Here is a 12417-nt window from a genome sequence, read left to right as displayed (position 1 = left end):
ATTAACCGACCACGTTAGGGATGTTATTGAATATATTGATTGTAAATTCAATCATACGCTGAAGCATCCAAGGCCCAAAAAAAACGACCCCAATAAATACGGCAATCATTTTAGGAATAAACGCCAACGTTTGTTCTTGAATTTGGGTCGTCGCTTGAAAGATACTGACGAGAAGCCCAACGGTTAGCGCTAAAATCATTAAAGGGCCAATGACAATCAATAATGTATAGACGCCTTGTTCCGCTAATGCTATTACTGTATCTGAACTCATTTAATGCCCTACTTCCTATGTAAAACTTTCCAATATTGAATGACCAATTAAGTTCCAGCCATCGACAATGACAAACAATAAGATTTTAAATGGCAATGAAATCATAACGGGCGGGAGCATCATCATTCCCATTGACATCAACACACTAGCAACAGCCATATCAATGACCAAAAACGGAATAAAGATCATAAAGCCCATTTGAAAGGCTGTCTTTAATTCACTAATCGCAAAGGCAGGTACTAATGTCGTCAAAGAGATATCAGCTAGTGTCTCTGGACTTTCTTCTCCGCTATAATCCATAAATAATGCAAGATCTTTTTGTCTCGTATGCTTCGCCATAAACTCTTTGAAGGGTAAACTTGCCGCTTCATAAGCCTCGTCCAACGTGATTTCTTCATTAAACAGAGGTTGTAATGCTTCCTCATTCACTTCATTAAACGTCGGTGCCATGATAAAGAATGTCAGAAATAAAGCTAATCCAATGAGCACCTGATTCGGCGGCATCTGTTGCGTCGCGAGTGATGTTCGAACAAACGACAACACAATAATGATACGAGTGAAGCTAGTCATTAAAATCAGTATGCTCGGGAGAATGGTTATTGCCAATAACAATAGCAGTAGCTGAACGGCTGACGAAGCTGCTTGTGGATCATTTTCTGTCAATAGGTTAACGGCATCAGTCATGACGTTGATCCCCCTTCTTTTCGCTTCCTTTCAGCAACTCACTACGACTTTTTTCCATTTGACTCAATTCAGTTTGAAATTCACTTCTTATATCCGTATCACTATTTTGATAAGGGTTTTGATCTTTCTGAGTGAATTTTTTCAATAAATCTTGAAAAGGAATGGCTTGATTGGACGTAGTCCCACTTGATTCCAAACTGCCGATCGTATCTGGCGAATCTATTTTATCTAGTAATTGAATGTTATCCCCGACACCGATTAAGTAATAATCGTTGCCAACTCGTACGATCTGGACAGATTTATTTGAACCAAGTGATAAGCCGCCTAAGTTTTCCAATGAACGTGTCTGCTGATAGATTCGTGTTCGTTTTTGTAAAAATTTTAATAGAAAATAGATTAAACCTAACACAACGACAAGCGCGACAATCATTTTTAAGAAATCTAGAAACAAAGAGCGATCAGATGCAGCTACTTGCTCACCAGTTGAGTCTTCATTGTCGTTACTATTTTCTTGTACAGGTTCTTCTTGTTGATTCGTCTTCTCTTCATCAAAAAGATCGGAGACATTTCCTTCTCCACTCGGTGCAGCAGATACTGAACCAATTGGAATGAATAAAAAGAAAAGAAGGACCCCAATGGCTATTTTTTGTTTCATCTTTATCGACCCTAACCGTAAAATGTTTTCATAGATTTCTTTTAAAACGTTGCCTATATTCATTGATGTTCTTTCATACAGCAATCGATCAATTAACTTAACACCTTATTTATCGCTTCGAGCACGCGGTCCGCTTGGAATGGCTTAACAATAAAGTCCTTTGCTCCTGCCTGAATGGCATCGATGACCATTGATTGTTGACCCATCGCTGAACACATAATCACTTTCGCATCACTGTCTGCACTTAATATTTCCTTCAAAGCAGTCAAACCATCTTTCTCAGGCATCGTAATATCAAGCGTCACAAGGTCTGGTTGGAGCTCTGCATATTTCTCAACTGCCTCAACACCGTCTTGAGCTTCTCCAACAACTTCAAAACCGTTTTTCACTAAAATATCTTTGATCATCATACGCATGAAAGCTGCGTCATCTACGATTAATATCTTTTTCGCCATAATAGATTTCTCCCTTATTCTTTTTTTATTTAATGTAATTTCCTAACGTAACTTTTGAATTCGTTCAGCTTGACTCAATATATCAGTGACCCGAACACCGAAGTTCTCTTCGATGACAACGACTTCACCTTTTGCAATCAATTTACTGTTTACTAGAATATCAACCGGCTCCCCCGCAAGCTTGTCCAATTCAACAATTGAACCTGTGCTAAGTTCGAGAATATCCCGAATAGGCTTCCGAGTGCGTCCGAGTTCAACTGAAACATTCAGTGGAATATCCATTAATAAGTCCAGGTTTCGGCGCTCAGTCGGGTTTGTCTTTTCTGAAGAGCCAAACTCACTAAATTGAGCAGATTCAACATTGTTGATGAAAGGTTTCTGATATGAGCTGTCATTTGTGTGCTGTTTTTGCTCAGGCTCTTCCTCTGAATAGTTTTTCACAGCCTCTTCACCTTCCCCCTTATCAACAGGTTGTTGATTCATTTCCTCTTTCGGACTCCCATTCAATAAACGCTCCACGCTATCTTTGACGAACTGAATCGGCAACAACTGCATGATGCTAGAGTCGATTAAGTTTTCTACTTTCAGTTGGAACGACACTTTAATCAACACTGGCTCATCCGGTAAATATTCTAAGCCGTCACCTGTCATAACATCTAACATAATTGGCTTCGGTGGTGATATATCGACCTGCTCGTTGAAAATAGATGACATACTTGTTGCAGCAGAACCCATCATTTGATTCATCGCTTCTTGAACAGCACTTAAATGCAGTTCGTCTAAATCGCTAGATGGTGAAGAACCATCGCCTCCTAACATAAGGTCAGCAATTACTGCAGCATCTTCATGTTTAATAACCAACAAATTTGACCCTGTGAAGCCAGATGTATAATCTACGCTAACAGCAACATGGGGTATCGGAAATTCATCGCCAAGTTGATCAACATGGACAGCGTTAACAACTGGTGTTGTAATCTCTACTTTATGATTCAATAGAGTTGATAAAGTTGTCGCTGAGCTACCAATGGATATGTTCCCTAATTCACCGATTGCATCTATTTCCATGGAAGTGAGCACATCTTCAAGGGAAGACTTTGATTTATTCATGGAATCTGACGACTGTTGATCTTGTTGACTTGATTCTTCATCCTTATGGTCATTGGATGGGCCGCCATCGCCATTCAGTAACGCATCAATCTCTTCTTGTGTGAGCATATCACTTTTATGATTATCCATCGTTTTCCTCCTCCATATCACTGAAGACCTGAACGGCTAAGTGATTATTTTTCTTCCCTGGGTGAACGTAGAATTTCGGTTCTTCATCAACATATAACTTTAATGGTTTATGGATAGATTGATCCAGCTTGATTACATCGTCAGTCTGCAAATGCAAAAAGTCTTCAATGGTAACGGATGTTTCCCCTAAATTCGTTTTGACATCAACGGATACTTTCGATAAATTTTCTTGAAGCAAATGATAATCTTCTTCATTTCCTTTATGTGCTTGGTTTTCCATCCAATAGTGAACTGAAAGTTTAGAAATAATCGGTTCTAACAAAATATGAGGAATACAAATGTTCATCATTCCAGAACTTTCACCAATCACTGTATTTAACGAGATAACAATTACTGTCTCGTTTGGCGACACAATTTGCAGAAATTGTGGGTTCACTTCGAAATCTTCCATTTCCACATCAATGGAAACCATTGATTCCCAGGCTTCTTCTAACGATTCCATGGCTGACCCGAATGTTCTCGACATAATTTTCGTTTCAATTTCCGTTAATGTTTCTACTTTATTTAAGCTAGAGCCTGAACCACCTAGCATTCGGTCTAATATTGCGTAGGCGATGTTCGGGTTCACTTCGAAAAGTAACCGTCCTTCTAATGGATCTGCAGAGAAGACGTTTAATATTGTTTTAGACGGAACAGAGCGGATAAACTCTTCATAAGGCACCTGGTCGACAGATGCTACTTGTATGGATACATAAGACCGTAAATGTCCTGAGAAAAACGATGTCAATAATCTTGCAAAGTTTTCGTGGATTCGTGTCAGTCCTCTAATTTGATCTTTCGAAAACCTCAATGCTCTCTTAAAATCATAGACTCTTATTTTTTTGTTTTCTGTTTCATCGGCTCTTAATTCATCTGCATCCATTTCTCCACTGGATAACGCGGAGAGCAAGGCATCAATTTCACCTTGGGATAAAACATCATCGGCCATATTCTCACCCCCATTATTGGGTCTTTCATTATTGAAGAACTTTATCAATTGTAAAAATATCGGTTACCTTTCCGTGGTCCTTCAATCCTTCTATTTGGTTCAAACGTTTTTTTAATTGTTGTTCAACTTCACTGAGTCCACTTCTGAAGTTTTCTTCCTTCAGGACAGTTAGTTCTTTTAAAATGACATTATTCAACTGAAAATGCTCACCCTTTTGTAGAAATTCAGCTGCATCTTCATTATCGGTTACGATTCGAAATTGGATTAGCAAAAAATTGTTATCTGCTAAATCTGTCCGTATCTCTCCTGTCATGAACGAATTCTCAACCATGTCATCAATCGTTCGTTCTTCCGATGAAACAGAGCCTTGATCACCGTAAACAAGAATAACAATGGTTGCTATTCCAATAATCGTCAATGAAATGAGTATAGTAACCATGATTTTGATTGGTTTACTCATTTTTTTCCACCACCTTTTTATGTAGATCAATTATTCCGATTTGTTGATAGTAGTCAGTAATCAATTGAATGACTTCTGAGACCGTCTCTTTCACAAAATGCTTTTTCCCATTAATTAAGCTGATGGTTGTGTCAGGCAGCGCTTCTATTTTTTCTACATATAATGAATTCAAAACAAATTCATCACCGTTCAGTCTAGTTAATTCGATCATATTTTAGGTAAGGGGCTGGGCAAAACCTTTAAAGTTGACTCAGATACGTACATTCTAATTCAGTGCAGCGGAAATACTCGCTTCGGAAATATACTTCGCTTTTCGCGGGCAGCTGTTGAGCCTCCTCGTGCTTCGCACTACGGGGTCTCACCTAGGCTTTTGCTCCCGCAGAAGTCTCCGTATATTTCCTACGCTAAATTAGATTGTCATTCGTGTTTCTGAGTTTATAACTTTGATTTGTCCAAGCCCCGTGCCTCCTTTATCGTTTCAAGTTAACAAGCTCTTGTAGAATTTCATCACTTGTTGTAATGACACGTGTATTCGCTTGAAATCCACGCTGAGCTGTGATCATTTCAGTAAATTCCTCTGAAAGGTCGACGTTTGACATTTCTAGTGCACCGGCAAAAAGGCTACCCGCGCCACCGTCTCCAGGTACGTATAAATAATCGACGATTCCGCCATCCAATTCACCAGCATTGTTTGAAATTTTATAGGAATTACTTCCGACTTTATCCAAACCTTCTGGGTTGGAGAAATTAGCAAGCAAAATTTGGCCTGCTACAGCTGGTTGTCCATCTCCGTCCACATAATTGACCGTTCCATCTCCACCGATACTGAAGCTTTGAGCATCGTCTGGCAATTGAATACGTCCAATTTGATCTGTCACACCATCATTCGCTGCGTTTGGCGTCCGCCCTACCAAATATCTTCCGCCACTCGTTACAATATGCCCGTTGTCATCGAAATAAAAATTACCTGCTCTTGTAAAGCTAAGATCATCAGCATCCGTCGCAAGGTTATCATCACCATCAACCGATTCGGCAGTCGCAAACATGCCATCACCTTCAATTGCCAAATCTAGTGGTCTATTCGTCGTCTGACGGTTACCTTGTGTATGGATATTATCAATACTTCCTGTTGTTGTTCCTAAGCCAACTTGCATTGGGTTACGTCCACCTAATGTTGGGTTACCTGCTGCGTTTTGTATAGGACCTGTAGCACCTTGCATCGTTTGACTCATTAAATCTGAAAATGTGTAACGTCCTTTTTTAAAGCCGAACGTATTCACGTTGGCAATATTATTGGAAACAACATCTAATTTCGTTTGAAAACCTTTCATTCCTGAGATACCTGTATACATTGAACGTAACATTTACATCTCTACCTTCCGATTTTAAGTTTAATAGTGAAATTGCTTCTTTCGTTCAGCAATTCTCGGCTTCCTTTCGGTCCAGCCGTTAATCAGGCATAATAATCGTTCCATTAATATTGGTAATCAATTGATCTGCTTCGTTATTTTGATCAAGTGCTGTTATAATCGTATGGTTTTTTGTACTTGCTACCAAAACAGCTTCCTTCATTACGATGACAGAATCGGTTACGCCTTTTTGTTTTGCATCTAGCATTTTTTCGTGAATTTCGTTCCACTGCGACGGCGTAATATGAATATTCCGTTCATTCAATCGTTTTTGTGCATGTTTACTCACTTTGAGTTCAGCTGTCTGATTTTCCAAGATGGATTGAAAAGATTGTTGAACTGCTTTCTTTTGTTGTACTTGCTTCGATTGTGGTGGAATTGTCGGATAATGAATGGTATTGATTCTACTATTCGCCATCTGCAATCACCTCGTTGGCTGACTGGGTAATTTCCATTACTTGACTTGCTGCAATTCGATCTTCATTGGTTAGTTTTAACACGACATCATTTCCGGCAAATGACACTGATTGTACCCGACCTGTTTCTTGCCCTGTATATTCACCTGTTGAATCATACACCGCATATGTAATCTCCTTGTTGATCAGGTTTGAATAAGCTAAGAAATTTGATTGACTTTGCTGATTGGCCAATGTTTTCATTGTTTCTGACATGTTTATACTTTGTTCCAACTGTGAAAACGTAGCCATTTGAGAGATAAACTGCTTGTCATCCATAGGGTCTAATGGGTCTTGGTGTTTTAACTGAGCCATCAATAGTTTTAAAAATTCATCTTTTCCTAAATCGGACTGTTTCGTTTGGCTCGCTGTTTGATTCGCCAAATAAAGATTTTGATCGATTTTCATCTTCTACACCTCCTCAGCGAATAAATAATCTTGGAAAGTCACATTACTTTCTTCATCATCTAATTGCCTTGTCTTTTCTTGCTGTTTAAATGATTGTTCTTCCTGTTCTTCTTGTTTTTCTTTGAAGTTAGCGAAGCTTGTTTCATTTGGCACGTCCATTTGACGCTCGACAACAACCTGATGAGGTGAGAACATGTGTCTTAATTGATGTAAATTTTTATCTACCATTTCTTTCGCCATCTGACTCATGACGGTTATTTTAACGGTCATTTCTCCATCTTGCTTAACAAAGCGAAGAATCATTTCGCCGAGCTCCATTGGCTTTAGTTGCACTGTTAGTTGCGTCATGCCACCCGGCCTGGCAAATCGCGTTGATAGGATCATTTGCTCAATTTGATTCATCATTTGTTGCGAATTTCCTTGAAGCGGTATGCTTTGTTTAACAATTTGTGAACTGTTTAAGTTAACATTCCTCATTAAGTTGCCTAGTTGCTCAACAGAATCTAATGGCTTGTTAGCTGGTGATTTCGAAAGTGTTCCTGTAATGGCATGTGCCCAGTTCATAATAGGTTTATCTGTATCACCGTTACTCGATAACCGCATTAATTCTTTCGCAAATTCTGTTGTGGTCTGTGCTTGAGTTACTTGTTCACCTGAAACGAGTTGTTGCCATACATTCGATGTTACTCTGTTTTGTTGATTATTCAGTTCATTTGATTGTAGTTGCTGATTTTTTTGTTGAACTAATTGGAATAAAACATTTTCAATTATACTTTTCAGACCATTCATTCCATTGCTTGATTGGGACAACAATGCTTCTAATCCTTTGGAGGATTCCGCTGAAGCTTGATGATGTGACGTGATTGAACGATACAGGTCAGTTAACACCAAACCGATTTGATCAAGTGACGGGGCGGATGAACCCTCTAGTAAACCTTCTAGATTTTCTTCAGACATGTTCATTGATTCGGTAAATGTTCGCAACCAATCAGATAGTTTGGATTCCAGTTCTTCTTCTGAGGAAAGCAACCCTAACAGTTTTTGTAACATTGTTTCTATTTCTACCAAAGAATCTTCTTCGGTAAGCTTCATACCTTCTTCTGTAGATACTTTTCCAGCGATCCCTTCAAGTAACTTGGCAAAATCCCCTTCTTGATTTGACAACATGGATTTTCCAGATACTCTGTCCAGCAATTGGTTGACTTGTGGCATAGCTTGTAGCATCATAGCGCCATTCATTTTTTCACCCCCTTTCAAAGCGTTATATCAATTAACGTTGTTAAATTAAGTTATTCTGCGCTTTTTCGTTCAATTAGTGAGTCCGTATAGCTTGCTGCCTGTTCCGGATTCATTGCTCCTAACACTTTACCGCGCTCATCATCGCTCATTTGCTCTAATAGCTTCAGGGCAACTTGTTCTTCCATCTCTATAATAATTTCAGCTGCAATTTTCGGTTCAATGCCTGAGAATGAATTGGACATTTTTTTGATTGCTTCTTCTTCAGTCAATAGTGTTTCTTCTCTACGTTCCAATTCAACATTCAAATCAGCAATCTCGTTTTCTAGTTCTTCGATCTTAGCTTCTTTTTGACTAACTTGACTTTGTAGGTTTTCTATTTGTGTATTCTTGTTATTACTTTCTTTCTGTATTTCGTCCAATTGGGATTGCAGGATTTCTTCATCTTTTGAATCTACGAAAGAAGCAACAATTGGCGCTTCTTTCAGTTGATTGATAGGATTCATTCCCATTACAGACAATACGATCAATAACATTACAATGGCGAAGATAATTGGAATGACAATTACGAACAGAATCCATTGCAACTTACCTGTTTTTTTCTCTTCATTGGCATTCATAGCCATAACATCACCTATCTCGTACGGAAGTATTGTTGCACAGAAATTTCATCCATGAAATCAGCTTCTTTTTTCTTTGCAAACTCTTTTAGTTCTTCTTTTTTAAGTTGAAAGAGCTTTTCTATCTTTTTCATTTCAAAATGAGCTTCTTTCAGTTGTTTCTCTTTTTGTTCCATGTTGACTCGTGCCTGGTGCACCTTTGATTGCAGTGCTTTTTCTTCTGTTTCAATCCGCTGAATCGAATCATGCATTGTGTGTATGTATGTAACCGTTACTCGTTCTTTCAGTCGATTGTCAAATTGCTCTTGGAGCATCTCTTTCTTTTTTAACAATTGGAAAAGCTGTGTCGCCTGTTCTTCAAAATAATCGATTGCCCGTTGATACTGTGCTTGTGCTTCATTCACTTCTTTTTCGCGAATATGACAAATCTTTTCAATCGAGTGTATTGTGTTCATAATCATCAACCTTTCAAGATTCGGCTAAGTTCGCTCAGTGATTGTGTAAGATTGCTATCTTCATTGATGTTTTGTTCAAGAAATGACATAATTTCCGGATAGTAGTAGATCGCTTCATCTACCTTCGCAGAAGACCCTTTTTTATATGCGCCAATTTGAATCAGCTCTTTATTTTCCTCATATGTAGCTAACAGAGAACGTAGCTTTTTAGCCAGTTCAAGATGTTCATCTTCTGCGATTTTTTGAATGAGACGACTGACTGACTTAAGAACGTTAATTGCTGGATATTGGCCTTGCTCAGCAAGTCGACGATCTAAAACCAAGTGTCCGTCTAACAAACCTCTAACCGCATCAGCAATCGGTTCATCCATATCATCACCGTCGACCAATACGGTGTAAAAAGCGGTAATGCTTCCAATTTCACCAGTTCCTGTTCGTTCCAATAACTTCGGTAACATGGCAAATACACTCGGTGGGTAACCTTTTGTCGTTGGTGGTTCACCACTAGCCAACCCGACTTCACGTTGAGCCATTGCGATTCTAGTTAATGAGTCCATCATTAAATTGACGTGAAATCCTTGATCTCGGAAAAATTCACTAATAGCTGTTGCTGTATACGCTCCTCGAATCCGCTGTAAAGCTGGTTGGTCGGAGGTTGCAACAACGACAATAGATTTAGCCAATCCTTCTGGACCCAATTCTTGCTCAATAAACTCTCTCACTTCTCTACCGCGTTCTCCAAGAAGGGCAAATACGTTAATATCAGCATCACTATTACGTGCTAACATTCCGAGCAACGTGCTTTTACCAACACCACTTCCCGCAAAAATCCCTAAACGTTGACCTCTACCGACTGTCATACACGTGTCAATCGCTTTAATTCCAGTCGATAATACTTTGTCGATTGGTGGTCTGGCCAGTGGGTTAAGTGGTTCTTGTTCTGTTTCATAAGGTATAAAGTCACTTGATAAATTAGATCCATCCAATGGATTGCCTAAACCATCCAACACTTGACCAACCAAACCTTCGCCAACTTTTACTGTCAGTGACCGGTTAAAGGACTCTACTAAACTACCTGGACCAATCTGATTTGTTTGTTCATACGGCATTAATAACACATGCTCGTTTTGGAAACCGACAACTTCTGCCAGAATCGGCTCCTTCTCATTCGTGGCAGAATGGATATAACAAACTTCTCCGATGTTAACTGCAGGTCCTTTAGATTCAATTAACAAGCCTACATTTCGGTATACTTTTCCATATCGTACAATCGGATCAATTTTATGTAGTGCCTCAACGAATCGCTTAACTTCCACGTTGTTGACTCTCCTTCACTAGCTGCAGCAATTTTTCTTTCACCTTACTTAATTGCTTATCAACACTAGAATCGATTTTTCCAAAAGGAGATTCGATCAAGCAAGCATAAGTTGAGAGTTCTTCATTCAAGAAAACACTGAGCTGTCCCTTACCTGATAAAATCGCTTCTAACTCTTCCCGTTGATTTGTAACGAGATGGTAGGTTTCCGGGTGAACATAGACATGTACTTCTGGTTGATCTGAAACTTCATTGACAGTCTGCTTCACAAGCTGAATAAAACGCTCCTCGTCCGATTCAAATGTTTCGTGAATAATTTTCTCAGCAATTTCTACAGATAACGTTAATAAGTCTTCTTCTGCATCAGAAAGCTTTTTAAGATATGAAGCTTTCGTTTGTTTAACGACTTCGTTTGCCTGGTCAATTAGCGATTGGTATTCTTCCTTCGCAAGTCCAAGACCTTCCTTTTTTCCCTCTTCATAACCAATTTGCTTTGCTTCCTGATGTGCCTGCTGGATAGAAATTTGGGCTTCTTCGTGTAGTCGCTCCGCATCTTGCTTTGCCTCGGCTAGTAATTGTTCCGCCCGCTGCTTTGCTTGTTCGATAATCTCTTCTGCAGAAGCTTGCTTTTGATTGACTTGTTCTTGATAAGGTAATTCTTTCTCTATGTTCGAATCATGGATTGACTCTTGAAACGTACCGATTTGAATCGGTCTTCCTGTAAGCTGTTTATCTGACAGATAACGAAAAACATTAGACAATGATGTCATCTCCCCCGCCTCGTGCAATGACTATTTCGCCCATATCCTCTAGTCGTCGAATCGTGCCAACAATTCTCATTTGCGCTTCTTCAACATCCTTCAAACGAACAGGGCCCATATATTCGATTTCATCTCGAATCGTTTCGGACATTCGTTGAGACATATTTTGAAATACGAGGTCTTTCACTTCTTCACTAGCTACTTTCAATGACATGATTAAATCCTGATTCTCTACATCTCGAATAACACGCTGAATGGCTCGGTTGTCTAAAGTGACTATGTCTTCAAATACAAACATTCGTGTTTTGATTTCTTCTGCCAACTCTGGATCACGAATTTCTAGTTCATCCAAAATCGTACGCTCTGTTGATCGATCGACACCATTTAATATTTGGACGATTGATTCAACACCACCTGTTTCCGAGTAGTCTTGCGTGACAGTGGATGATAAGTTCTTCTCAAGTAATTGTTCAACTTCTTCAATGATATCAGGCGCCGTTGAATCCATAATCGCAATTCGTCGAGCAATATCAGCCTGCTTGTCATCCGGTAATTCCGATAGAATTTGAGAAGCTTGCTCTGATTCTAAGTAAGACAACACGAGAGCGATTGTTTGTGGGTGTTCATGTTGAATGAAATTGTATATTTGAGTTGGATCCGCTCGTCTTGCAAAATCAAATGGTCGAACCTGCAAATTAGTCGTTAACCGTGAAAGAATCTTGGAAGCTTCATTTTCTCCCAATGCTTTCTCCAAAACGGTTTTCGCATACCCAATTCCACCTTGTGATATATAATTTTGCGCAAGAGCGATTTGGTGAAACTGATCTAAAATCTCTTCTTTTTGTGCTGGGTCTACTTTTTTGACGGATGAAATTTCTAATGTTAGCTGCTCAATTTCTTCTTCGGTCAAGTGCTTATATACTTGTGCTGAAATATCTGGACCAATGGAGATCAGCAATGCAGCAGCTTTTTGCTTACCTGTCAACTCTTTTTTCTGCGTTACCAATAT

General features: G+C 39.2%; 17 protein-coding genes. All 17 read right to left on the bottom strand.

Annotated elements, in window-relative coordinates:
• Position 1 precedes the first annotated feature (1 nt).
• Positions 2–271: a flagellar biosynthesis protein FliQ gene (gene fliQ, locus FPQ13_RS02600; RefSeq protein ID WP_144087752.1), complete on the bottom strand. Its 270-nt coding sequence runs from the start codon at positions 269–271 to the stop codon at positions 2–4.
• 15 nt (positions 272–286) lie between these two features.
• Positions 287–955 carry a flagellar type III secretion system pore protein FliP gene (gene fliP, locus FPQ13_RS02595; RefSeq protein WP_144087751.1) on the bottom strand — a complete coding sequence of 223 codons (669 nt, stop codon included), beginning with the start codon at positions 953–955 and terminating at the stop codon, positions 287–289.
• Positions 948–1610 (bottom strand): flagellar biosynthetic protein FliO, encoded by a 663-nt coding sequence (gene fliO / locus FPQ13_RS02590; RefSeq protein ID WP_186279527.1) that lies wholly within the window; start codon positions 1608–1610, stop codon positions 948–950. Before fliO ends, fliP begins: the two co-directional genes overlap by 8 nt.
• Positions 1611–1702: 92 nt before the next feature.
• Positions 1703–2065: a response regulator gene (locus FPQ13_RS02585; protein WP_144087749.1), complete on the bottom strand. Its 363-nt coding sequence runs from the start codon at positions 2063–2065 to the stop codon at positions 1703–1705.
• Positions 2066–2107: 42 nt separating this feature from the next.
• Positions 2108–3301, bottom strand: a complete 1194-nt coding sequence (gene fliY / locus FPQ13_RS02580) for a flagellar motor switch phosphatase FliY (protein WP_144087748.1) — start codon at positions 3299–3301, stop codon at positions 2108–2110.
• On the bottom strand, positions 3294–4289 hold the full coding sequence (gene fliM, locus FPQ13_RS02575) for a flagellar motor switch protein FliM (RefSeq protein ID WP_144087747.1): 996 nt from the start codon (positions 4287–4289) through the stop codon (positions 3294–3296). The genes fliY and fliM overlap by 8 nt, the downstream gene beginning before the upstream one ends.
• Before the next feature lie 28 nt (positions 4290–4317).
• Positions 4318–4749: a flagellar basal body-associated FliL family protein gene (locus tag FPQ13_RS02570; protein WP_144087746.1), complete on the bottom strand. Its 432-nt coding sequence runs from the start codon at positions 4747–4749 to the stop codon at positions 4318–4320.
• Complete coding sequence (locus FPQ13_RS02565; RefSeq protein ID WP_144087745.1) at positions 4742–4960, bottom strand: flagellar FlbD family protein; 219 nt, start codon at positions 4958–4960, stop codon at positions 4742–4744. Before FPQ13_RS02565 ends, FPQ13_RS02570 begins: the two co-directional genes overlap by 8 nt.
• 259 nt (positions 4961–5219) lie before the next feature.
• Positions 5220–6113, bottom strand: a complete 894-nt coding sequence (gene flgG, locus FPQ13_RS02560; RefSeq protein WP_144087744.1) for a flagellar basal body rod protein FlgG — start codon at positions 6111–6113, stop codon at positions 5220–5222.
• Between the two features lie 85 nt (positions 6114–6198).
• Positions 6199–6576, bottom strand: coding sequence for a TIGR02530 family flagellar biosynthesis protein (locus tag FPQ13_RS02555; protein WP_144087743.1), 378 nt, complete (start codon positions 6574–6576; stop codon positions 6199–6201).
• Positions 6566–7021: a flagellar hook assembly protein FlgD gene (gene flgD, locus FPQ13_RS02550; RefSeq protein ID WP_144087742.1), complete on the bottom strand. Its 456-nt coding sequence runs from the start codon at positions 7019–7021 to the stop codon at positions 6566–6568. Before flgD ends, FPQ13_RS02555 begins: the two co-directional genes overlap by 11 nt.
• Before the next feature lie 3 nt (positions 7022–7024).
• Positions 7025–8260, bottom strand: a complete 1236-nt coding sequence (locus FPQ13_RS02545; protein WP_144087741.1) for a flagellar hook-length control protein FliK — start codon at positions 8258–8260, stop codon at positions 7025–7027.
• A 50-nt stretch (positions 8261–8310) separates the two neighbouring features.
• Positions 8311–8877 carry a magnesium transporter MgtE N-terminal domain-containing protein gene (locus FPQ13_RS02540; RefSeq protein WP_186279526.1) on the bottom strand — a complete coding sequence of 189 codons (567 nt, stop codon included), beginning with the start codon at positions 8875–8877 and terminating at the stop codon, positions 8311–8313.
• 14 nt (positions 8878–8891) lie between these two features.
• Positions 8892–9332, bottom strand: coding sequence for a flagellar export protein FliJ (gene fliJ, locus FPQ13_RS02535; protein ID WP_186279525.1), 441 nt, complete (start codon positions 9330–9332; stop codon positions 8892–8894).
• A gap of 5 nt (positions 9333–9337) precedes the next feature.
• A complete protein-coding gene (fliI, locus tag FPQ13_RS02530) occupies positions 9338–10648 on the bottom strand; it encodes a flagellar protein export ATPase FliI (protein WP_144087738.1) in 1311 nt (436 codons plus the stop codon).
• Complete coding sequence (fliH, locus tag FPQ13_RS02525; RefSeq protein ID WP_186279524.1) at positions 10638–11408, bottom strand: flagellar assembly protein FliH; 771 nt, start codon at positions 11406–11408, stop codon at positions 10638–10640. Before fliH ends, fliI begins: the two co-directional genes overlap by 11 nt.
• Positions 11401–12414 (bottom strand): flagellar motor switch protein FliG, encoded by a 1014-nt coding sequence (fliG, locus tag FPQ13_RS02520; protein WP_186279523.1) that lies wholly within the window; start codon positions 12412–12414, stop codon positions 11401–11403. Before fliG ends, fliH begins: the two co-directional genes overlap by 8 nt.
• Positions 12415–12417 lie beyond the last annotated feature (3 nt).

Origin of the sequence: Allobacillus salarius (genome assembly GCF_007559425.1) — a bacterium.
GTDB lineage: Bacteria > Bacillota > Bacilli > Bacillales > Alkalibacillaceae > Allobacillus > Allobacillus salarius.
Note: the sequence above shows the minus strand (reverse complement) of the source record. Positions and strands in the feature narration are given on the sequence as shown.